The organism is Sphingomonas aurea, assembly GCF_030678875.1.
Classification (GTDB): domain Bacteria; phylum Pseudomonadota; class Alphaproteobacteria; order Sphingomonadales; family Sphingomonadaceae; genus Sphingomonas; species Sphingomonas aurea.
Window position 1 is genome coordinate 79,808 of the sequence record NZ_JAUUDS010000007.1, and the last position, 21,534, is coordinate 101,341.

Annotated in this window: 23 protein-coding genes; 6 read left to right on the forward strand and 17 right to left on the reverse strand. The window is 69.6% G+C overall.

What is annotated here, in order from left to right:
• Positions 1–34 precede the first annotated feature (34 nt).
• Genes rnhB through glmM form a run of 4 tightly spaced genes read right to left on the reverse strand, consistent with a single transcriptional unit; the run spans position 35 to position 2,965 of the window.
• On the reverse strand, positions 35–652 hold the full coding sequence (gene rnhB, locus Q5H91_RS13015; protein WP_305173850.1) for a ribonuclease HII: 618 nt from the start codon (positions 650–652) through the stop codon (positions 35–37).
• Positions 652–1,428, reverse strand: a complete 777-nt coding sequence (thiD, locus tag Q5H91_RS13020) for a bifunctional hydroxymethylpyrimidine kinase/phosphomethylpyrimidine kinase (protein ID WP_305173851.1) — start codon at positions 1,426–1,428, stop codon at positions 652–654. Before thiD ends, rnhB begins: the two co-directional genes overlap by 1 nt.
• Complete coding sequence (locus Q5H91_RS13025) at positions 1,425–1,628, reverse strand: DUF1272 domain-containing protein (protein ID WP_305173852.1); 204 nt, start codon at positions 1,626–1,628, stop codon at positions 1,425–1,427. The genes thiD and Q5H91_RS13025 overlap by 4 nt, the downstream gene beginning before the upstream one ends.
• Positions 1,628–2,965, reverse strand: coding sequence for a phosphoglucosamine mutase (gene glmM, locus Q5H91_RS13030; RefSeq protein ID WP_305173948.1), 1,338 nt, complete (start codon positions 2,963–2,965; stop codon positions 1,628–1,630). Before glmM ends, Q5H91_RS13025 begins: the two co-directional genes overlap by 1 nt.
• Positions 2,966–3,032: 67 nt before the next feature.
• Here glmM and Q5H91_RS13035 point away from each other — a divergent pair, with 67 nt between their 5' ends.
• The gene (locus Q5H91_RS13035) at positions 3,033–4,259 is read left to right on the forward strand and encodes a dicarboxylate/amino acid:cation symporter (RefSeq protein WP_305173853.1); all 1,227 of its coding nucleotides are present in this window, start codon (positions 3,033–3,035) and stop codon (positions 4,257–4,259) included.
• A 257-nt stretch (positions 4,260–4,516) separates the two neighbouring features.
• Here the strand turns inward: Q5H91_RS13035 and Q5H91_RS13040 are convergent, their stop codons facing one another.
• Entirely contained in the window at positions 4,517–6,127 is a 1,611-nt protein-coding gene (locus Q5H91_RS13040; RefSeq protein ID WP_305173854.1) for a peptide MFS transporter, read from the reverse strand.
• 90 nt (positions 6,128–6,217) lie between these two features.
• Here Q5H91_RS13040 and Q5H91_RS13045 point away from each other — a divergent pair, with 90 nt between their 5' ends.
• Both Q5H91_RS13045 and Q5H91_RS13050 read left to right on the forward strand, forming a co-directional pair.
• On the forward strand, positions 6,218–6,784 hold the full coding sequence (locus Q5H91_RS13045; RefSeq protein WP_305173855.1) for a nitroreductase family protein: 567 nt from the start codon (positions 6,218–6,220) through the stop codon (positions 6,782–6,784).
• A 35-nt stretch (positions 6,785–6,819) separates the two neighbouring features.
• Positions 6,820–7,176: a GntR family transcriptional regulator gene (locus tag Q5H91_RS13050; protein WP_305173856.1), complete on the forward strand. Its 357-nt coding sequence runs from the start codon at positions 6,820–6,822 to the stop codon at positions 7,174–7,176.
• A gap of 45 nt (positions 7,177–7,221) precedes the next feature.
• Here Q5H91_RS13050 and Q5H91_RS13055 read toward each other — a convergent pair whose 3' ends face one another.
• Together Q5H91_RS13055 and Q5H91_RS13060 are read right to left on the reverse strand one after the other, a co-directional pair.
• Positions 7,222–8,052, reverse strand: a complete 831-nt coding sequence (locus tag Q5H91_RS13055; RefSeq protein ID WP_305173857.1) for an arylamine N-acetyltransferase family protein — start codon at positions 8,050–8,052, stop codon at positions 7,222–7,224.
• Positions 8,053–8,125: 73 nt separating this feature from the next.
• Complete coding sequence (locus tag Q5H91_RS13060; RefSeq protein ID WP_305173858.1) at positions 8,126–9,841, reverse strand: acyl-CoA dehydrogenase family protein; 1,716 nt, start codon at positions 9,839–9,841, stop codon at positions 8,126–8,128.
• A 39-nt stretch (positions 9,842–9,880) separates the two neighbouring features.
• Between Q5H91_RS13060 and Q5H91_RS13065 the strand changes: the two genes are divergently transcribed.
• On the forward strand, positions 9,881–10,813 hold the full coding sequence (locus tag Q5H91_RS13065; protein ID WP_305173859.1) for an L-threonylcarbamoyladenylate synthase: 933 nt from the start codon (positions 9,881–9,883) through the stop codon (positions 10,811–10,813).
• A gap of 182 nt (positions 10,814–10,995) precedes the next feature.
• On the opposite strand, the gene Q5H91_RS13070 is transcribed toward Q5H91_RS13065, so the two are convergent.
• Complete coding sequence (locus tag Q5H91_RS13070) at positions 10,996–11,874, reverse strand: EamA family transporter (protein ID WP_305173860.1); 879 nt, start codon at positions 11,872–11,874, stop codon at positions 10,996–10,998.
• A gap of 116 nt (positions 11,875–11,990) precedes the next feature.
• Between Q5H91_RS13070 and Q5H91_RS13075 the strand changes: the two genes are divergently transcribed.
• Positions 11,991–12,446, forward strand: coding sequence for an Lrp/AsnC family transcriptional regulator (locus Q5H91_RS13075; RefSeq protein ID WP_305173861.1), 456 nt, complete (start codon positions 11,991–11,993; stop codon positions 12,444–12,446).
• A gap of 186 nt (positions 12,447–12,632) precedes the next feature.
• Here the strand turns inward: Q5H91_RS13075 and msrA are convergent, their stop codons facing one another.
• Positions 12,633–13,172 carry a peptide-methionine (S)-S-oxide reductase MsrA gene (msrA, locus tag Q5H91_RS13080; RefSeq protein ID WP_305173862.1) on the reverse strand — a complete coding sequence of 180 codons (540 nt, stop codon included), beginning with the start codon at positions 13,170–13,172 and terminating at the stop codon, positions 12,633–12,635.
• 73 nt (positions 13,173–13,245) lie between these two features.
• Between msrA and galE the strand changes: the two genes are divergently transcribed.
• A complete protein-coding gene (gene galE / locus Q5H91_RS13085; RefSeq protein WP_370655266.1) occupies positions 13,246–14,223 on the forward strand; it encodes a UDP-glucose 4-epimerase GalE in 978 nt (325 codons plus the stop codon).
• Here the strand turns inward: galE and Q5H91_RS13090 are convergent.
• The 8 genes from Q5H91_RS13090 to Q5H91_RS13125 form a co-directional block, all read right to left on the reverse strand.
• The gene (locus tag Q5H91_RS13090; RefSeq protein WP_305173864.1) at positions 14,220–14,885 is read right to left on the reverse strand and encodes a phosphatase PAP2 family protein; all 666 of its coding nucleotides are present in this window, start codon (positions 14,883–14,885) and stop codon (positions 14,220–14,222) included. The two genes, galE and Q5H91_RS13090, sit on opposite strands and share 4 nt — an antisense overlap.
• 66 nt (positions 14,886–14,951) lie before the next feature.
• Complete coding sequence (locus Q5H91_RS13095) at positions 14,952–15,593, reverse strand: DUF4198 domain-containing protein (RefSeq protein ID WP_305173865.1); 642 nt, start codon at positions 15,591–15,593, stop codon at positions 14,952–14,954.
• Positions 15,590–15,886: a DUF3325 domain-containing protein gene (locus tag Q5H91_RS13100; protein ID WP_305173866.1), complete on the reverse strand. Its 297-nt coding sequence runs from the start codon at positions 15,884–15,886 to the stop codon at positions 15,590–15,592. Before Q5H91_RS13100 ends, Q5H91_RS13095 begins: the two co-directional genes overlap by 4 nt.
• Positions 15,883–17,487 (reverse strand): PepSY-associated TM helix domain-containing protein, encoded by a 1,605-nt coding sequence (locus tag Q5H91_RS13105; RefSeq protein ID WP_305173867.1) that lies wholly within the window; start codon positions 17,485–17,487, stop codon positions 15,883–15,885. Before Q5H91_RS13105 ends, Q5H91_RS13100 begins: the two co-directional genes overlap by 4 nt.
• Positions 17,484–17,807, reverse strand: a complete 324-nt coding sequence (locus tag Q5H91_RS13110; RefSeq protein WP_305173868.1) for a hypothetical protein — start codon at positions 17,805–17,807, stop codon at positions 17,484–17,486. The genes Q5H91_RS13105 and Q5H91_RS13110 overlap by 4 nt, the downstream gene beginning before the upstream one ends.
• Positions 17,804–20,032: a TonB-dependent siderophore receptor gene (locus Q5H91_RS13115; protein ID WP_305173869.1), complete on the reverse strand. Its 2,229-nt coding sequence runs from the start codon at positions 20,030–20,032 to the stop codon at positions 17,804–17,806. The genes Q5H91_RS13110 and Q5H91_RS13115 overlap by 4 nt, the downstream gene beginning before the upstream one ends.
• Positions 20,033–20,148: 116 nt before the next feature.
• A complete protein-coding gene (locus tag Q5H91_RS13120; RefSeq protein ID WP_305173870.1) occupies positions 20,149–20,610 on the reverse strand; it encodes a group I truncated hemoglobin in 462 nt (153 codons plus the stop codon).
• A gap of 16 nt (positions 20,611–20,626) precedes the next feature.
• Positions 20,627–21,511 (reverse strand): DUF3034 family protein, encoded by an 885-nt coding sequence (locus tag Q5H91_RS13125; RefSeq protein WP_305173871.1) that lies wholly within the window; start codon positions 21,509–21,511, stop codon positions 20,627–20,629.
• Positions 21,512–21,534: the final 23 nt, after the last annotated feature.

A 21,534-nucleotide genomic window follows, 5' to 3' on the forward strand; every position in this document is an offset into this window, starting at 1 on the left:
ATGGGGCGGGAGCACGCAAGATGTTGCGACTGTGTCATGCAGGACTCATCGCGGCGAAAGCCGCCGCGACGGGCGCGAAGCTGCGCCGGTGGAGCGGTGTGGGGCCGTGTTCACGCAGGGCGGCGAGGTGATGGCGGCAGCCATAGCCCTTGTTCGAGTGCCAGTTGTAGAGCGGATACGCCTCGGCATGGGCGAGCATGATGCGGTCGCGGGTGTGCTTGGCGACGATCGAGGCGGCGGCGATCGACAGGCTGTGCGCGTCGCCCGAGACAATGGCGGTGGCGGTGTAGCTCCAGCGTGGCAGGCGGTTGCCGTCGACCAGGACATGGCCGGGCGGGCAGCCCAGTCCTTCGCACAGCCGGTCGACCGCCAGCGTCATCGCCTTCATCGTCGCCCAGTAGATGTTGAGGCGGTCGATCTCGTCAGGTTCGACGATGCCGATGCCGATCTGCGCGCAGTCGGAGAGGCGGCCGAACAGGCGCTCGCGCTCGGCGGTGGAGAGTTTCTTCGAATCGTCGATGCCGCGCGGGACGCCGCGGGCGGGGAGGACGACGGCGGCGGCAACCACCGGGCCGGCGAGCGGGCCGCGACCGGCCTCGTCGACGCCGACGACGGGGGTAGGGTGGAGCTTCTCGTGGCGGAGGTGAGGCATCAGGCGGCCGCGATTACGGCATAAGGGGTGGCGCCAAGCGCGTGCCCCATCGGTCCGTGGCCGTGGCCGAAACCGGGAGCGGCGGCGAGCGTGGCCTGAACATATCCGATGGCGCGCGCGCAGGTCTCGGTGAGGTTCAGCCCCTGCCCAAGCCCGGTGGCGATGGCACTCGCCAGCGTACAGCCCGTGCCGTGGCTGTGCGGTGTGTCGATGCGGTCATGCCACCAGAGCGTTTCCTCGTCGGCAGTGACGAGGCGGTCCTCGATGCGATGACCCTCGCCGTGGCCACCCTTCACCAGCAGCGCGGGGCCGTGGGCGCGGATCGCCGCCTCGCCGCCGAGCGCGGCCAGTTCGGGCAGGTTGGGGGTGACGATCGTGGCAAGCTTCATCAGGCGGGTGAAGGCGGCGACGGTCGCCTCGTCGGCCAGCACGGCGCCGCTGGTCGCGATCATGACGGGATCGAAGACGATGGGATGAGGGACTGGCAGGCCCTCCAGCACATCGGCGACCGCGTGGGCCGTTTCGGCGGAGCCGATCATGCCGATCTTGACCGCGTCCACGCCCAGATCGTCGATGACGCTGCGCATCTGCGCGACGACCATCTCGGGCGGGATCGGGTGCACCGCCTGGACGCCGAGCGTGTTCTGCGCGGTGATCGCGGTGATTGCGGTCATGGCGAAGCCGCCGAGCATCGTCACCGTCTTGATATCGGCCTGGATGCCGGCGCCGCCGCCGGAATCGGAGCCGGCGACGATGAGGATGCGAGGTGGCGTCACCGGATGGCGGCGCGCTTCTGCGCGGCGGCGGTGCGAGTGGGACGATCGAGCAGCTCGCCGCCGCAGTTCGGGCAGCGCTCGTCCAGTTCGTCGGCGCAGTCGGCGCAGAAGGTGCACTCGAACGAGCAGATGAAGGCGCCGCCCGCGTCGGCGGGGAGGTCGGTGCCGCAGCGCTGGCACTCCGGGTGCATCGCCAGCATCAGGCGGCGGCCTGGATCGCGTCGCAGATGTTTGCCACGACCTGCTCGACCTCGGCGGCGTCCTCGCCCTCCGCCATGACGCGGATCACCGGTTCGGTGCCGGAGGGACGGATCAGGACGCGGCCACGGCCCTCCAGCTGCGCCTCGGCGGCGGCGATGCTGGCCTTGACCGGGGCGGCGTCGAGCGGCTTGCCGCCGGCGAAGCGGACGTTGCGGAGCAGCTGGGGCAGCGGATCGAAGCGGTGCAGCACCTCGCTGGCGGGCGCGCCGGCACGCTTCACCTCGGCCAGGATCTGGAGCGCGGCGACCAGCCCGTCGCCGGTGGTCGCATAGTCGGACAGGATGATGTGGCCCGACTGCTCGCCGCCGACATTATAGCCTTTCGCGCGCATCGCTTCCAGCACATGGCGGTCGCCGACCTTGGTGCGGATCAGGTCCAGGCCCTGCGTCGCGAGGTGGCGTTCCAGGCCGAGGTTGGACATGACCGTCGCGACCAGCCCGCCGCCCGCCAGCCGACCGGCGCGCGCCCAGGCGGCGGCGATCGTCGCCATCAGCTGGTCGCCGTCGACCACCCGGCCGCGCTCGTCGACGACGATCAGGCGGTCGGCGTCACCGTCGAGCGCGATGCCGATATCGGCGCCCGATGCTACCACCGTCTCGCCCAGTGCCTGCGGCGCGGTGGAGCCGACGCCGTCGTTGATGTTGGTGCCGTCGGGCGTGACCCCGATCGCGATGATGTCGGCACCCAGTTCCCACAGGGCGGCAGGTGCGACCTTGTAGGCGGCGCCATGCGCGCAGTCGATCACGACGCGCATCCCGTCGAGGCGGAGGTTGGGCGGAAAGGTGGACTTGGCGAAGTGGATGTAGCGCCCCTGCGCATCGTCGATCCGCTTGGCGCGGCCGATCTGGGCGGACGGGGCGAGGGGAACGTCGCCGTCAATCAGCGCCTCGATCGCCTCCTCCGCCTCGTCGGACAGCTTGTAGCCGTCGGGGCCGAACAGCTTGATACCGTTGTCGGCGAAGGGATTGTGGCTGGCCGAGATCATCACGCCGATATCGGCGCGCATCGACTGGGTCAGCATCGCGATGGCGGGGGTGGGCAGCGGCCCGGTCATCACCACGTCCATGCCGACCGAGGTGAAGCCCGCGACCAGCGCCGATTCCAGCATATAACCCGACAGTCGCGTGTCCTTGCCGATGACGACGCGGTGCTTGTGCCCGCCCCGCAGGAAATAGGCACCGGCCGCCATGCCGACCTTCATCGCCATCGCCGCGGTCATCGCGCCGGCGTTGGTGGCGCCGCGAATGCCGTCGGTGCCGAAATATTTCCTTGCCATCACCTGCCGCTTCCCGTCCGCTGCTCGTTGGAGCGCGCGATAGCGCAAGGAGGCGGGGAGCGCGAGCATGTCGCAGGCGACGAGGATATTGACCGCGCTGGTCGCCGGGCTGGCGATCGGCATGGCCGCGGCGGAATGGCACGCCGGCTGGGCGATCGCGGCGACGGCGGTGACGCAGCCGATCGGTTCGGCCTGGCTGCACGGCTTGCAGATGGTGATCGTGCCGCTGGTAACGGGCCTGATCGTCACCGGCATCGCCGCCGCTGCCGAGGCAGCGCGCGCCGGGCGCATCGCGGCACGGGCGCTGGCGAGCTTCGTCGCGGTGCTGTGGACCACGACGCTGATCGCGGCGGTGCTGATGCCGATGCTGCTGCGCGCCTTTCCGCTGCCGCCACCATGGGCGGCGGCGCTGCGGCGCAGCCTGAGCGGCGCGGGGCCGAGCGGCGAGGTGCCGGGGCTCGCCGCATTTTTCGACACGGTGGTGCCGAGCAACGTCGTCGCGGCAGCGGCGGCGGACGCGTTCCTGCCGCTGACGGTGTTCGCACTGGTGCTGGGCTTTGCGACGGCACAGCTGGCGCCGGTATCGCGCGAGCGGCTGACCGGGCTGTTCCAGGCGCTGGTCGAGGCGATGCTGGTGATCGTCGGCTGGGTGCTGAAGCTGGCGCCGATCGGCGTGTTCATGCTGGCGTACGGCGTCGGCGCACGGACCGGCGCGGCCGCGGTGGGAGCGCTGGCACACTATATCGCGATGGTGTCGTCGATCGGGCTGGTGGTGCTGGTGCTTGCCTATCCCGTCGCCGCGATCGGGGCGCGGGTCAGCGTGGCGCGCTTCGCCCGGACGGTGGCGCCGGCGCAGGCGGTGGCGCTGTCGACCCAGTCGTCGCTGGCAAGCCTGCCAGCGATGCTGAATGCCACGGAGCGGCTGGGCGCGCCGCCGGCGACCGCGGGCATCGTGCTGCCGATGGCGGTGGCGGTGTTCCGCGCGACCAGTCCGGCGATGAACCTGTCCGTCGCCCTCTATGTCGCGGCGCTGACGGGCACGCCGATCGGCGCGGGCGCCATGGCCGCAGGCGTGGCGACGGCGGCGATCACGACGATGGGGTCGGTATCGCTGCCGGGCACGATCAGCTTCTTCGCCAGCGTCGCACCGGTGGCGCTGGCGATGGGCGTGCCGCTGGAAGCGCTGGCGCTGCTGGTCGCGGTGGAGACGATCCCGGATCTGTTCCGCACGGTCGGCAATGTGACGATGGACGTGGCCGTCACGGGTTATGTGGCGCGGGTGGAGCGGGGATAGGTCGCGCAAAGATGCGGGGAAGAGGGTTGTTCGCGCCAAGACGCTAAGACGCGAAGAGAGGAAATTGGGTTCACGCGGAGGCGCGGAGGCGCGGAGATGCCGCATCCAGCCGCGCGGCAGCTCTTCATCGCCGGCCGGGGTATTAGTAGCGCGCTACCGCGCGCGGAACCCTCCGCGTCTTCGCGTCTTCGCGCGAAAACAGCTGCTTTCTCACCGCACGTCACCCCAGCCTGCGCTGGGGTGACGGAGAGAGGGGGTCAGCCCTTCCGCGTCAGCTCGGGATGCGGACCCGGAGCGGCGGGTTCGGCCAGTTCGCGTTCGCCGGCGAGGACGTGGTCGTCGGTATCGCCCAGCGTGCCGAGGTGCATCAGCTTCGCGACGAAGGGGGCGATCACCAGCACGACGACGCCGACGCCGATCGCGAACCAGCCGATCCGGCCATAGACCTCCAGCACCTGTTCCGGCCCTGCACCCTCGCCCCCGGTCGCCTGCGCGATCAGGCCGGCGATGAAATTGCCCGCCGCAGTCGACAGGAACCAGGTGCCCATCATCAGCCCGGTCATGCTGCCGACCGACAGCCGCGTCATTGACGATAGGCCGACTGGCGAGAAGCACAGTTCTGCCATTGAGTGACAGGCATAGAGCAGGATGATGATGATCGCCGGGGTCAGCCCCTCAGTCGGTGCCCCCCAGGTCAGCACGAAGAAGCCTGCGCCGATCAGGATCAGGCCGATGCCGAATTTGAACGGCGCACTCGGCTCCAGCCCGCGGCGGGCCAGCTTGATCCACAGCGCACCGAAAATCGGCGCCAGCGTGATGATGAAGAACGGATTGACCGACTGGAAGACCGATGCCGGAATTGCCAGGCCGAACAGCGAGCGATCGACCCGCTGGTCGGTATAGATGTTCAGCGACGACCCGGTCTGTTCGAACAGTGCCCAGAACAGCGGGCACAGCGCGATAAGGAACAGGGCAGCGAAGATACGGTGGCGATCCTCACGCCCCAGGTCACGAAAGCTGGTCATCAGGATATAGCCGATCGTTACCACCGACGCGACGATCAGCATGGTGCCGACCACCCCCTGGTTGCCGACCAGCCACCACGACACCAGCACTGCGGCGGTTGCGCCCAGGTAGATCAGCCACTCGGTCGATACGCCCAGGTTCGTGCGCGCAGTGAGGCGAGCGGGCGCCGGAGGCTCGCCAACGCCGTGCAGCTCGCGTTGGAACAGGGTGAAGACGACCAGCCCCAGCGCCATGCCGATGCCGGCCGCGCCGAAGCCCCAGGCCCAGCCGACCGTCTCGCCCAGCGCGCCGACGATCAGCGGGCCGACGAACGCGCCGGTGTTGATCCCCATGTAGAAGATCGAGAACGCACCGTCGCGGCGCAGGTCGTCGCGCGGGTAGAGTCCGCCGACCAGCACCGATATATTGCCCTTCAGAAATCCGGTGCCGATGATGATGAGGCCGAGCCCGGCGTGGAAGCCGCTGAGCGTCGCGCCCTGCACGCCTTGCGGCCCTTCGACCAGCGCCAGCAGCAGGTGGCCGAGGGTGATGAAGATCGCGCCCGCGAACACCGCCTTGCGTGCGCCGAGATATTTGTCGGCCAGATAGCCGCCGATGATCGGGGTGATGTAGACCAGCGAGGTGTAGGCGCCGTAGGTGGCATAGGCGGGCTGCTCGCCCAGCAGGAAATGCTTGGTCAGATAGAGCACCAGGATGGCGCGCATGCCGTAGAACGAGAAGCGCTCCCACATCTCCACGAAGAACAGCATGAACAGGCCGCGGGGATGGCCGAGAAACATCTTCGCATGTGCGGGCACGCCGCCGCGGATCGGGGCGGCCCCGCCCTCACTCACTGTCGCCATCGTTACGCCACTCTCCGAAATATCGTTGCGCGCGACCGTAGCGGCAACGGGGCGGGTGTAAAGTTTCGGTCATGACGGTAAGGGCGCTGCATGTTCAACGACCTGTCCAGCCCCGCCGCCTTTCTCGCCACCCGCCGCTCGGGCAAGCCGCGCGATCTGGTCGCACCCGGCCCTGACGCGGCGACACTGGCGCAGATGCTGGAGCTGGCGGCGCGGACGCCGGATCACGGCAAGCTGGCGCCGTGGCGGTTCGTGGTGGTCGACGACCGCGACCGGCTGTCGGCGCTGATCCTGGATGCCTATCGCGCCGAGCGGCCGGGCGCGTCGGCGACCGAGATCGCGTCGCTCGACCAATTCGCGCGACAGGCGCCCACGCTGGTCGTGGTGCTGTCGAGCCCACGCCCCGACAGCCATATCCCGCTGTTCGAGCAGGAGATGTCTGCGGGCGCAGCGTGCATGAACCTGCTCCATGCGGCAGGCGCGCTGGGGTTCGCAGGCGGCTGGCTGACCGGCTGGCCGGCGTTCAGCGACGCGGTGCGCGACGGATTGGGGCGGCCTGGCGAGCGCATCGTCGGGTTCGTCTTCATCGGTACGCCGGGGCGACCGCTGGAGGAACGGCCGCGTCCCGATATGGCCAAAATCGTTTGTCACTGGTGAGTCGACTTCCGTCGCGACTGCTGTATTAAGGCACCATGACAGCCCTGAGCAACGAGGATAGCCCCGTATATCTGCGCCTGCGCCGCGCGATCACCGCGGGCATCCTGCGCGGTGACTATCGTCCGGGCGACCAGCTGCCCTCGGTTCGCGCCTTTGCCGCCGAACACGGCGCCAATCCGCTGACGGTGGCCAAGGCCTATCAGGGTTTCCAGGACGATGGCCATGTCGAGGTGCGGCGCGGAATCGGCATGTTCGTGCTGCCCGGCGCTGCCGAGCGGCTGCGCGCGGCAGAGCGCGAGACGTTTCGCACGGTGCACTGGCCGCGGATCGTCGAGGCGGTCGACCTGCTCGGGCTGGAGTGGGACGAGCTGCTGGACCGTGAGCGGGTATAGAACTTTCGTCATGCCGGGATGAGCCCGGCATGACGGAGGCAACTCTCAGAACAATTCCAGCGCCGCGACCTCTTCGGTCGACAGGGTGATCCCGAACATCAGGCTCAATCGCATGCGGTAGACGCGCGGGTCGGTGATCGTACCCGCCGTCTCCTGATCGGCGGCGATGCGGCGATACTGCGTGTCGGTGAGCGCGGCGAAACCGTGCGGCAGGACGATACTGACGATCCGCAGCGTGGTGAAGCGGGTGCCGGGGGCGGTCGACGACCAGTGGTTGCCCAGCGCAAGGTCTGCGTCGGCCACCCGGTCCAGCGTGAAACTGAACTGCGCCTGCCAGCCAGGACCGGCACCGCGGCCATCGGTGCTGGCAGCCGCGCCGTGGCGTTCGAGCAGCCAGCCATCGCGATCATGGCGGGTCAGGCGGAACCGCGCGCCGTCGGGCGCCTCCGCCTCGGCACCGTCCTCCAGCGGCAGGACGGGGGCATAGGTGCCGCCGAAGCCCGCGTCGGCGACCCACTCGCGCCCAGCGACCGCCACCAGGCTGAACGTGTGGGTGAGTGGCGGTACCGGCCCCGCCTCGCGGTCGATACCCAGCCAGACACGGGCGAGGATCGGCCGGGCGACGAAGCCGAGGGTGGCGAGCGCGTCGCCGAACAGCCGGTTCTGCTCGAAACAATAGCCGCCGCGCCGTGCGGTGACGAGCTTGGCGAAGACCGACGCGCTGTCGATCGCGATGGCGCGACCGAGCATGACGTCGAGATTCTCGAACGGAATGGCAAGACGGTGGGCGCGCTGCAGGCGGGCCAGCCCGGCCGCGTCGAGCGTCGGACGGGCGGGCAGGTCGATGCGGGCGAGGTAGGCGTCGAGGTCGAACATGGCAGGTTACTAGCGGGCCGGGCGCGGGGTGGCGAGCCGTCTCCCCTTCCTTGCGGGAAGGGGAGGAAGTGACCTACGCCGCCAGCACCGCGGCGGGCACCTGGTACAGCACGTCCGCGGGGGCCATCGCCGCCGCCTCCAGCCCCAGCGCCTCGGGGACGATCTGGTCGAGGTAGAAGCGGGTCGTCGTGCGCTTCATCTGCGCGAAGTCGTCCTCGCCGGCGGCGGCGCGGGACTGGCGTTCCATCAGCCAGCCGCAGGTCGCGACCGAGAGCATCGTCAGGAAGGGATAGCTGCCCGCCAGCCGATCGTCGTGGCTCGCGCTCGCCAGATGGGTGCCGACCGCTTCGCACGCCCCGATCAGGCGGATCAGGGCGGGGTGCTGGGCCTCGGCGCGCAGGTCGGCAATAAGGCTCGCGAAAGCAGTACCGCCCGACAGGCCCAGCTTGCGGCCGACCAGATCGGCGGCCTGAATACCGTTGGTGCCTTCGTAGATCGGGGTGATGCGGGCATCGCGGAAATACTGGGCGGCGCCGGTCTCCTCGACATAGCCCATGCCGCCATGGACCTGGATGCCGAGGCTGGCGACCTCGTTGCCCAGATCGGTGCCGTGTGCCTTGGCGAGCGGAGTGACCAGTTCCAGCCGGTCGCGCGCGGCGGCGTCGCCCAGCGCGGCGCGGTCGACCTGCCCGGCGGCGTAGTAGACCAGCGCGCGGGCGGCCTGGGTCTGCGCCTTCATCCGGATCAGCATGCGGCGGACGTCGGGATGTTCGGCGATCGCCACCGAGTCACGCGATGCGGCACCGGCGCGGGCGGACTGGACGCGGTCGAGCGCATAGGCGATCGCGCCTTGCGTCGCGCCCTCCGCAACCTGCACGCCCTGCAGGCCGACATTGAGGCGGGCGTTGTTCATCATCGTGAACATCGCGCGTATGCCGCCATGCTCCGGCCCGATCAGCTCGCCGACGCAATCGCCATGGTCGCCGAACGACAGGACGCAGGTGGGGGAGGCGTGGAGGCCCATCTTGTGTTCGATCGACACGACGCGGACATCGTTGAAGATGCCGGGCTCGCCGGCATCGGTCAGGCGATATTTGGGTACGAGGAACAACGAGATGCCGCGCGTGCCGGCCGGCGCGTCGGGCGTGCGGGCGAGGACGAGGTGGACGATGTTGGGCGCCATGTCGTGGTCGCCGAACGAGATGAAGATCTTGGTGCCCCTGATCGACCATTTCCCGTCACCAAGCGGGGTGGCGGTGGCGCGCAGCGCGCCGACGTCGCTGCCCGCCTGCGGCTCGGTCAGGTTCATCGTGCCGGTCCATTCGCCGGTGGCGAGACGGGGCAGGTATGCGGCCTGCTGTTCCGGCGAGCCGTGATGCTGGAGCGCCTCGATCGCGCCGACCGTCAGCGTCGGGCAGAGCGCAAAGCCCATGTTGGCGGTGCCGAGCGTGTCGAGCACCGCGGTCTGGAGCGCGAAGGGCAGGCCCTGCCCACCCCAGTCCTCCGGCGCGCCGATCGTGCCCCAGCCTCCCTCGACATAGGCGTGATAGGCCTGGCGGTAGCCGTCCGGCATATGGACGCCGTCCGGGCTCCACTTCGCGCCGACCGTGTCGCCGATCCGCGCCAGAGGTGCCCATTCGCCGGCGGCAAACTGGCCGACGCCCTCCAGCACCGCGTCGACGACATCCTCGCTCGCGGCGGCGAAGCGCTCGGTGGCGGCGAGATCGGCCAGGCGCACAACATGGTCAAGGACGAAGCGCTGCTCGGCGACGGGGGGCGTGAAAGGCACGGTTCTCTCCGGGATTTTGGCTGGTATAGGCACAAGCGCATGAGCGCGCCAAATCCTATCGTTCGACCCTACGGCACGGCCGCCATCGAAGAGGCAGCGGCGGTGATTCGTGCCGGCGGTATCGTCGCGGTGCCGACCGAGACGGTATACGGCCTCGCCGCGGACGCGGCCGATGCGGCGGCGGTGGCGCGGATCTATGCGGCCAAGGGGCGGCCTGGCTTCAACCCGCTGATCGTCCATGTCGGCGATCTGGCGGCGGCCGAGGCGCTGGCGGTGTTCGACGCAGAGGCGCGCGCACTGGCGACGGCGTTCTGGCCGGGGCCGCTGACGCTGGTGCTGCCGCTGCGCGCGGAAGCACCCGTGGCGTCGCTGGTGACGGCGGGGCTCGATACGATCGCGATCCGGGTGCCGGCGGGGCGAGCGATGCGCGCGCTGATCGCCGCGAGCGGGCAGGCGCTGGCGGCGCCGTCGGCCAACCGCAGCAATGGATTGAGCCCGACGCGGGCGGAGCATGTCGTCGCCAGCCTGGACGCGGCGGCGGGGCTGGTGATCGACGACGGTCCCTGTGCTGCGGGGGTGGAATCGACGATCGTGCGGGGGCGGCAGGTGCTGCGGCCGGGGCCGGTGACGGCGGAGGCGGTGGCGGCGGTGGTCGGCGCGGCCGGGCCGGTCGATGCGGACGGCCGCATCGTCGCGCCGGGGCAGCTGGCGCTCCACTACGCGCCGGCCAAGCCGCTGCGGCTGGAGGCGACGGCGCGGGCCGGTTACGAGTGGCTGATCGGTTTCGGAGCGGTCGCGGGCGATGATACATTGTCGGCGGCGGGCGACCTGAACGAAGCGGCGGCGCGGCTGTTCGATGCGCTCCACCGAGCGGATGCCTCCGGCGCAGCAGGAATTGCGGTAGCTCCAGTGCCGAACGAGGGAGTCGGTGCCGCGATCAACGACCGGTTGCAACGGGCGGCAGCGCGTTAGGTCGAAACGGGGTGCTGGCTGGCCTGATGCCTGAGCCGTCACGCGGAGGAGAGGAAAGCGGCGTTCGGCTCCCCGCGCCCGACACGCGGTTTGGAAAATGCAGTCGGGCGCATGTTCCGGGAAGGGCCAATTCACAGACCTCCGGTGCTTCAGCCAATGCCACCGGGTTCTCGTTATCAGGACTAAATGGCGTCCAGCGCAGCACGTCGCGCCTCACGCGCGGAGCGCGTCGTCGTGCCGACGCAGGCAAGGGTGATTGCCGCAATGCCGCTCCATTGGGTGACGCTCAGCCGCTCGTGAAGAATGATGATGCCGGCTACCGCGCTGACGGCTGGCGACGCGCTCATCAGCACACCGAAGACGCTGCGTGGCAGATGCCGGAGTGCGAACAGGTCGAGCAGGAACGGCATCGCGCTCGACAGCGCCGCCACTACCAGGCCGAACGCCAGCACACGCGGTTCGAGCAGCGCCGCCCCCGCATGACCGATACCGAACGGCAGGACGACGAGTGACGCGATCACCATGCCGACCGCGACACCCCGATTACCGTGCCCGGCCACCCTGCTCCCGACAGCGACGTAGAGGCCCCAGCACAGGGCGGCGGCAAGCGCGAAGGCGACGCCGCGTGGATCGAGCCCGTCCGCCGCCGAGCCGAGCGGCAGCAATGCCAGCCCCAGCGCCGCAAAGCCGATCCAGAGCAGATCCAAGACACGGCGCGATGTAATCATGGCGACCGCGAGCGGGCCCAGCACCTCGATCGATATCGCTATGCCGACGGGAATGTACGCGAAGGCCCGATAGATCAGCAGGTTCATCGCGCCGATCATGACTCCGTAGAGCAGCAGGCCGGGCCAGTCCGAGGCGGTCAAGCGCAGGGTCCATGGCTGGAACATCGCCGTCAGCAGCATCGCCGCGATACCAATGCGCAGCGCGGCCACGCCCTCCGGCCCCACCAAGGGGAAGATCGTTTTGGCGACCGCGGCGCCGATCTGAAGCGAGACGAGCGAGGCGACCGCCGCTGCGACTGGTAGCTTACTGGCCTGCATCACGAGTATCCCCATCGTCTGGGGCATCATATACCCCCATCAATGCGCGATTTCCGATCTTTCTCCGGCAGGAAATGCACTAACGGTAGCGTAATCGGCCACACGATCATCGTTTCTTGGAGTTTTCTGCGATGCCCAGACTCGACGCGATCGACCGGCGGATCCTTGGCGTGCTCTCGGTGGAGGGACGCCTGTCCACGGTGGACGTCGCCGAGCGCGTCGGGCTTTCACCGACTCCCTGTGGTCGGCGAATCCGCGAGCTGGAAAAGGCGGGCGTGATCGAGGGCTATGCTGCCCGCCTCGATTCAGCCGCTCTGGGACTGACGGTCTGCGTGATGGTCTCGGTCAGGCTCGACCGGCACCATCCGGACGGCCATGCGCAATTTGTCGATGCGGTGCGGCAGCGTCCGGAGATCACCGAATGCCTGCTGGTTACCGGCAGCTACGATTACCTGCTGCGCATCTGGCTGTCCGACGTCGCCGCGCTCGCCGACTTCGTATCGAAGGTGTTGCAGGGCATTCCGGGCGTAGGCGAAACGTCGACGATGGTCGTGCTTGCGGCTCCGGTGACGCGCCCCTTGATCTAGACCCACGCGCAGCATCGCGCGGTGGCCGAAGATCATCCAGGTCGATCGTGTCAGGCCCGTGCGCGTGGCGTCGACGAGCCATTCGGCGGCCGGTACTGCCACCATCATCGCCTCGCCTGCCGACGCGCCTCTCGCTCCGGCCCGGCGGCCAAGGGTTCCTCCCCGCACGGCGGGGAGGAGCTTGGATCAGGCGGCGACCGACTTCGCGCGGGCAGCGAAGCTCTTGCGCAGCTTCTGGAGCTTGGGCGGGATCACCGCCATGCAATAGGGGTTCGAGCGGCCCGAGGTTTCCCAGTAATCCTGGTGGTAATCCTCGGCCGGATACCAGTTGTCGGCCTGCTCTATCGTGGTGACGATCGGCTGGTCGAGGTCGGCCTGGGCGCGGGCGATCGCCTGATTGGCCTGTTCCTCCTGCATCACCGTCGCCGGGAAGATCGCCGAGCGGTACTGGGTGCCGACGTCATTGCCCTGGCGGTTCAGCTGGGTCGGATCATGGGTCGCGAAGAAGATGTCGAGGATGTCGCCGAGCGAAACCTGTTCGGGATCGAAGCCGACGCGGATCGCCTCGGCATGGCCGGTGCCGCCGCTGCATACCTCGCGATAGGTGGGATCCTCGGTGTGGCCGCCGATATAGCCGCTCTCGACGCTCTCGACGCCGATCACGTCCTTGAACACCGCCTCGGTGCACCAGAAACAGCCACCGGCCAGGGTTAAATAGTCGGTCATGAAGTCGATCTCCTTTGCCCAGATGTAGGAAGCGGCTAGGGCGGCTGCAAACGGAGGCGGCGACATGGCGGTGATGGTGACGGGCGGGGCGGGCTATATCGGCAGCCACGCGGTGCTGGCGCTGCTCGACGCGGGGCACGAGGTCGTCGTGGTCGACAATCTCGTCACCGGGTTCGACTGGGCGGTCGACGGGCGCGCGACGTTGGTCGAATGCGATGTGGCCGACGAGGGGCGGGTGCGTGCGGCGATTCGGGGGCATCATGTCGACGCGATCATGCACTTCGCCGGATCGGTGGTGGTGCCGGAGTCGGTCAGCGTTCCGCTCAAATATTACCGCAACAACACCGCAGCTTCGCGATCGCTGATCGAGAGTGCGGTGGTGGAGGGGGTGACGCACTTCATCTTCTCCTCGACCGCCGCGACCTATGGCACGCCCGAGCGGGTGCCGGTGGCGGAGGGCGACCCGACCGTGCCGATCAATCCGTACGGCATGTCGAAGCTGATGACCGAGGCGATGCTGCGCGACGTCGCGGCGGCGCACCCGATCAACTATGCGGCGCTGCGCTATTTCAACGTCGCGGGGGCCGATCCGCAGGGTCGGTCGGGCCAGTCGACCGCGGGGGCGACGCACCTCATCAAGGTGGCGGTCGAGGCGGCGACCGGGCGGCGGAGCCATGTCTCGGTGTTCGGCACCGACTTCCCGACGCGCGACGGGACGGGGGTGCGCGACTATATCCACGTCTCGGACCTGGCAGCGGCGCATGTCGCGGCGCTCGACCTGCTGCGCGCCGAGCCGGGGCGGAGCCACACGCTGAACGCCGGTTATGGGCGCGGATTCTCGGTCAGCGAGGTGCTCGACGCGGTCGACCGCGTGACCAACATGACGATCGAGCGGCGGCTGGAGGGGCGGCGCGCGGGCGATCCGGCCGAGCTGATCGCCGACAACGGCGCGATCCTGGCGGCGCTGCCGTGGCGGCCGGCACGCGACGACCTGGAGACGATCGTGCGCGACGCGCTGGCGTGGGAGCGGACGCTGGCCGAGCGGGGCTAACCCCGCTCGCCACCGATCGCGGCGCGGGTAAAGGCGGTGGCCCACCACCAGCCGAGCGCCCAGAGCGTGCCGAAGCTCCAGCCGGCGAGCACGTCGGACGGCCAGTGGACGCCGAGATAGACGCGGCTCGACCCGACCGCGCCGGTCAGGAACACGGCGGCGGCGAACAGGTAGCGGCGGGCCCGCCGCTGCCGCACCACCTGCGCGGCGAGCGCGGCGAGCGTCAGGTAGACGACCGCGCTGGAGGCGGCGTGGCCGGACGGGAAGCTGGCGCTCGACACCGGCACCAGATGGTCGACCAGTGTCGGCCGGGCCCGCCCGACGAACTGTTTGACGAGGTCCACCGCATAGCCGCCCGATGCGGTCGCCAGCAGCAGCATGGTCGCGGTCAGCCACAGCCGCTGGACCAGCAGGAAGCCGGCGACCAGCGCGACCACCAGCGTGAGTACCGTGCCGCCGCCGAGTGCGGTCAGGTTCACCGCGACCTGCGGCAGCCACGGCGGACCACCCCAGGCGCGCAGCCCGGTCATGATCGCCCGGTCGGCGGCGAAGGGCATGCGGTCGACGAGGGCGCCGAGGCAGAGGACGACGATCGCCGCCAGCGCGAGCGTGGCGAGGCCGGCAAGCTCGCGGGGCAGGCGGCGGCGGTGCGGTTCGGTCATCGGACGGGGCGTACACGGCGGTGAGACCGACGGCCAGTTGGTGGCCGTCAGGTCATGCCGGGACGTTTACGGGGCCACGAACGTCGTAGTGGTGATCCGGTGGACCACCGCGACGGGATTGCCGGCGATGGTCGCGGGGCCGTCCTGCCGGGCGGCGGTGAGGAGATAGCGGCCCTTGTCCGGCGTCGGCACGTCGAACGCGCCCCGGTCGTCCGTCGTCAGCTTCACCTCGCGGCGGGCGGGGGTGACGAGGGTGACGGCGGCGTTCGGCACGGGGCGGCCGTCGCGCCGAAGGACGAAGCGGCTGGCGTCGGGCGCCTCGGGCGCGATCTCGAACGGCAGGCGGGTGGCTGCGGTCGTGCGGCCGGCGCGGGCGTAGTAGACGACCGTCTCCTGCTTGCCGGCCGGGCCCCAGGGCGCGAAGACGCGGTCGTCCCAGGCGTGGACGTCGCCGACGGGGACGGCGGCTTCGAGATAGCCGGCCCGGCGGATCAGGACGGGGCGGGCGGGCGCCTTGCCGCTGCGACCGAGGATGATCGGCGCCTTCAGCTTGGCGAACTCCGGATCGCCGCCGGGCGGTGGTACCTCGGCCGGCTCGCCCAGATAGATGCGTGCGGGGCCGTTGCCGTCGCGCTCGATCCAGACCTCGTGCGCCTGTGCGGCGACGGGCAGGACGAGGAGCAGCGCGGTCAGAAAGGGCTTGGTCATCGGGTGGCTCCTTTGCCGCTCGCGTGGCGGGCGGGGATCAGGTGGAGGGCGAGGAAGACGAGCCCGGCGGCAAGCATGACCAGACCGGTCCAGACCACCGGCCCGAACACCCAGCCGCGCGCAGCGATCGCGGCCGGGAAACTGGCGGCGAGCAGCACCCAGGCGATGCCGCGCAGCCGCCGAACCGTGCGCGGGGCAGGGCGGTGGCCGAAGCGGTGGCGGTGATGCTCGTCGGTGGCGAGCGCGAGGAGTGCGAGGGCGGCGACCGCCAGCAGCAGGGCGAGGAGGGTCACTCTGCAGGCTCCAGCACAGGCTCGGCGACGGCGCTCGCGACCCGGGTCCGGCGGGCCGGGCGGATGGCGGCGCGGTGGCGCGCGGTGCGGCGCGCGACCAAGAGGAAGCCGAGGCCGAAGACGAGCAGCCCGGTGTCGATCCCGGCCAGCATGAAATCGCCGGTGACGAGCGAGGTGAGGAGGCCGTGCCGGGTCGCCAGCGCGTTATAGACCGGCAGGCCGATCAGCAGCGCGCCGGTGCCGGCGAGCAGCGTGGTCCACGCCACCCGGCGCGACGCGAGCAGCGTTACCGCAAAGGCGAGCGCCCAGACGATGAAGAGGCAGTGCACCTCCCACTCCGCCCGACCTTTCAAGCCGACCGGCAGCAGCCGGTTCGCCCAGAGAAAGGCGGCGATGCCAAACGGGAAGCCGCCGATCACCGCGACGTTCAGCCCGTCGACGATGCGGAAGCCGAGATGCGGGCGGGCGGGATCGGGCAGTTTCTCGCGCCGCTTGACCGTCCACAGCACCAGTCCGCTCGCGACCATCAGCGTGCCGGCGACGCCGCAGAGGAAATAGATCCAGCGCAGCCCGGTATCGGCGAAGCGCCCGGCGTGAAGGCCGACCATGACGCCCGCAGTGGCACTGGCGGCGCCGGGATCGGGCGCACGCCAGATCAGCCGGCCCGAGACACCGTCATAGGCGAGGCGCGGCGAGCGGGCCGACAGGGTCGAGGCGGGGCTCTGGCCCAGCGTGATGCGCGCGGCGGCGTCGCCAGGATCGCTGACCTCGATATAGCCGATCGGTCCGCCCAGCCGGCCTTCCGCATCGGCGACGACGCGGGTGAGGGGGACCAGCGGGGCAGGGCGGTTCGCGCGGGTCACCTCGCCCGCGGTGGGGAACAGGTGCGCGGCGACCTTCGTCTGGTCGGTATAGTTGGCGACGACCGCCCAGGGCATCAGCAGCGCCATCAGCGTGACGAGGCCGGTATAGGTCATCATCAAGTGGAAGGGCAGCGCCAGCACCGCGCTGGCGTTGTGCCCGTCGAGCCACGAACGCTGCCCCTTGTGCCGGCGCAGCGTGAAGAAATCGCGGAAGATCTTCTTGTGGGTGACGATGCCCGACAGGATCGCGACCAGCATCATCATCGCGGCGACACCGACCAGCCAGCGCGCCCAGATCACCGGCATGTAGTGGAGGTCGAAGTGGAAGCGGTAGAAGAAGTCGCCGCCGCGAGTCTCGCGCGCGGTCGAAACCTGCCCGTCGGCGCCGATCAGCGCCTGAGTGTCGCCGCGCCCGCGCCGGCCGCGTCGACCGCGCGGCGCCTCACCCTTCTTTTCGGCCGGGATCCAGAAGGTCTGCGCGCCGGGCGACCGTTCGCTGGGCATGGTGATGAACCAGCTCTGCGCGTCGGGCGCCTTGCGCGCCAGGAAGCGCTGGGTGGCCGCCAGCACCTGCATCGGCTGCTCGACCCGCGCCAGTTCCGGGCGCATCCAGCGGTTCATCCCCTCGCGCCAGAAGGCGATGGTGCCGGTGACGAAGACTAGGAACAGGATCCAGCCCAGCAGCATCCCCGACCAGGTGTGGAGGAACGACTGGGACTGGCGCAGGCTCTTGCTCATGACAGGCGCCCTCCACTCAGGATCGAGGCCCAGGTGATCGCCGCCGCGACCCCGCCGATCAGGGCGAGCGTCCAGACCGCACGCCAGCCGCTGCGCGCGAAGAACGACCACATGGCGGCCACCGCGCAGATGACGAAGGCGACGAGCGTCGCCGCCACCGTCGCCTCGGCCCGGTCACCGGGCAGCAGCCGGGCGAGCGCCATCGCCCAGGCCGAGCCGACGGCATAGCCGAGCGGCACCGCCGCGACGACGCGCAGCACCATGTCGGTGCGCCGCCGCCACGCGGCGTTCGCCGCGCGCTCTGCCCGGGTGCCGGTCACTGGAAGCTGTACCGCAGCGTCGCGAACACCGTCCGCGGGCTGCCATAGTAATTGCCGCGCGCGGTCGAGAAGATGCGCGCGTAATAGGTGCGGTCGAGCACGTTGTTGACGTTGACCGACACGCCCAGCCGGTCGTTGAACTTGTAGCCCGCACGCATGTCGAGCACCGCATAGCTGCCCTGGCGCACGATCGTCGACAGCGTCCGCACGCCCGCCGCATTGACGGATGACGGGGTGCCGCCAAAGGTCGGGCCGAACCAGGTCAGCCCGCCGCCGATGCTCGCGCCCGCCAGCACCCCGCCGGCAGGGGCGTAGTTGGTGAAGGCCTTGGCCATGTGTTCCGGCGTGACGGGGACGAGCGAGCGCCCCTCGACCGCAGGGTTGATGTCCTCGAGTAGCTTGGTCTTGGTATAGGTATAGCCGCCGTTGACCCGCCAGCCGGGCAGGATCTCGCCGGTCACCTCCGCTTCGATACCGCGGGCGCGGACCTTGCCGAGCTGGTAGTAGAGGGTGGTGTCGACGGGGTCGTTGAACAGCCGGTTCTTCTGGGTGATCTGGTATGCGGCGAGCGCCAGCAGCAGCCGGTCGTTCATCAGCGACAGCTTGCTGCCGGCTTCGTACTGGTCGCCGACCATCGGATCGATGCCGTCGCCATCGGCGCGCTGGCGGCCGACCGGCTGTGCCTGGGGCGTGAAGCTGTCGGCGTAGCTGGCATAGAGGTTGAGGGCCGGTGTCACGTCCCAGACGATGCCGGCATAGGGGGTGAAGCGGTTCTCGATCGTGTAGCCGGTGCGGATGCCGCGGACCGGCAGCAGCGTCTGCGTGTCGGTATCGTACCAGGTCAGCCGCCCGCCGCCGATCAGGGTCAGCCCGGCGATCGGGCTGAGCCGCATCTGGCCGTAGATGCCGTACTGCTCGACATCGGTGGACGAGGCGCCATAGACCTGGCGCACGCAGGTGGCGGTGGTGACAGTCGCGCGCGAACAGTCGGCGCCCGAGCCCTGCACCGGGTAGAAGGGCAGCGGGCCGTACGGGTCCAGCGGCGGCTCGGCCGGCGACACGGGGTTATAGACGTCGATCCGCGCATAGTTGGACAGGCGGGTGAAGTATGAACTGCCCGACGTCGCCTGATAGTCCGCACCCAGGATCAGCGTCTGGTCGCGGCCGAACAGCGGGAAGCTGCCGATCGCGTTCATGTCGAACGAGCGGCTCTGCTGCTTGCTGTCGCCGCGATAGGCGATGTGGTTGGTGACGCCGCTCGCCGGGGTGACCGGCTGCGCGCCGATATAGGAGTAGACGTCGATCCGGTTCACATCGGTGTAGAGGCCGGTCGCGCGCAGCGTCCAGCGGTCCGACACGCGGTGTGCCAGCTCGACGAAGCCCGACCAGGTCTCCGCATCGAAGCGGTTCCAGTCGGCGCCGAGATAGGTCGAGCGGCGGACGTCGAGCAGCTGCCCGTCGCTACCGTCCGCGCCGCCGCGCAGACCCGGCAGGCCCGACTGGATGGCCGGGCGGAACCGGTCGTAATTGACCCCTGCGGTCAGCGTGGTGCGCTCGCCGATCCGCAGCGAGCCGACGACGAAGGCATCCAGCCGGTTGCGATGGCCGACATCGAAGAACTGGTCCTGATCCTGCGCCATCACGCCGGCGCGCAGGCCCCCGGCGGTGCCCAGGGGCGTCGAGACGTCCAGCTCCAGCCGGATATTGTCGTAGCTGCCGTAACCGGCACTCGCCTGCATCTTAGCCGCATCAAGCGGGCGCTTGCGGACCAGGTTGATGCTGCCCGCCGGGTTGCCGGTGCCGCTGAACAGCCCGGCCGGGCCGCGCAGCACCTCCAGCCGCTCGTAGAAGAACAGGTCCGGGACGTTGGACGGAAAGCCGAGCGATAGGGTCGGCACCCCGTCGATCAGGTAGTTGTTGATCGCGAAGCCGCGCGACAGGAACGACGGATCCTCGCTGCCGACGCCGTTGACGGTGACGCCGTTGGTCGCGGTCAGCGCGTCTTCCAGGGTGAAGAGGTTCTGCGCCTCGATCTGCTCGCGATCGATGACCGTGACGGTGTTGGGCACGTCCTTCAGCGGCGTGACCGTCTTGCCGACCTCTCGCCCATAGCTTTTGCCGACGACGACGATCTCCTGATCCGTCGCGCCATCGGCCGGCGCTTCGGCAGCGGCGAGCGCCGGGTATCCCAGCATCGCGACACCGCCCAGCAAGATAGAAAACACGCGCACTCTTCGTCCCCCGAAACTCGTTGTCGGGGGCTCCCTAGCGATCTCGTTCCTGCGAGTCACTAGCATTAGCGATGGTTCGTGAACTTTTTGTCAGCTAGGCCGGGCCGGGCTTACCGGGTGACCACCTCCCGCTTCATCGGAGCGAGCTTGGCGAGCAGGCGGTTCTGCGCGGCAAAGGGGACGTGCTCGGCGCGCATCGCCGCCTGGAGGTTCTCGACCAGCGCGCCCATGTCGGCGGCCTGCAGGCCCATGTCCTTGTGCGCGGCCTTCATGTCGCGGCCGGTGTAGGTGCAGCCGCCGCCCAGGATGTAGCAGAACTGCTCCTTCAGCGTGCGGCGCAGGCGGACGAGGTCCTGCCCCTTGAAGATGTCGCTGATCCGCGGGTCGGCGACGTTGAGTGCGACGAGCCGATCGACGATGCGCGCGACCCCCGGAGCTTCTCCGAACGCCTGCCACAACCGATCGCCGGCGACCGGCGTCGCGCCGGCATTGGCGTTGGACTGCGGATAGGGATCGACCGGCTCCTCGCCGGGCGGGGTCTGAAGGGCGAGCGCGAGGGCGAGGAGGAGCATGGGCAGACCCTAGAAGCTAGAAGGCGGAGCGCAGTTGGACGAACAACCCGCGCTGGCCGCGGACGGTGGCGATGGCGCCGAGATCGGCATAGGCGGCGGTCAGGGTGAGGTGGCGGTGCAGCGCCCAGGCGGCGAACAGGTCGACCGCGTCATTCTCTGCCGCGAAGCCGAGATTGTCGGGCTTGGTCCGATACTCGCCGCCGATCGCCAGTCGCGGGCTGAGCAGCAGCGCCGCCGAGCCTTCGAACTGCGCGGTGTGGCGATCCCGGCGGTCGCCGCCGAAGCCGAGCAGCCCCCACTGGTTGGCCTTGGTCAGGCGGACGGTGCCGTTCAGCAGCAGTCCGCGCGACAGGATCAGCTTGGTCGCGCTGGCATAGACGTCGGTGCCGCGATCGTGACGGCCGCCGACCGCGGCGATCACCGCGCCCTGCGTCGTGCGGCGGTGCTGCACGCCGACGCTGATCTGCGGCAGCCAGCGGTCCTGGTCCCACACCGCGTCGCCGACCAGCCGCAACTTCGCACCGAACACCTGCTGGCCGAAGGTAAACCCCTTCCCAAGCCCCAGCGCCGCGCCGGCATCGCGCGTGTCGAACCGCTGGCGGGCATAGGACAGCTCGATCCGGTCGCGAATACCGATCGCGCCGCCCAGGCTGGTCAGGGTGAAGTCGGGCAGCGCGATCAGCGTGGCGCTGGCGGCGCCACCGACGCCGGCATTGGTTTCCTGCCCGGCGATGACCGCCCAGCTGGCGATGCCGCCACCCGCCGAGCCCTCGACCGTGGTGATGCCATCGGTCAGCAGCAGCTTGCCGCCCGCACGACCCTCTGCGGCGAGGGTCGGTGCGGCAGCGCACAGGCTGGCCAAAGCACTGCCGGCGACGATCCTAAGTACAAGCGAATGCATGGTATCTCCGATATGGAGACAAT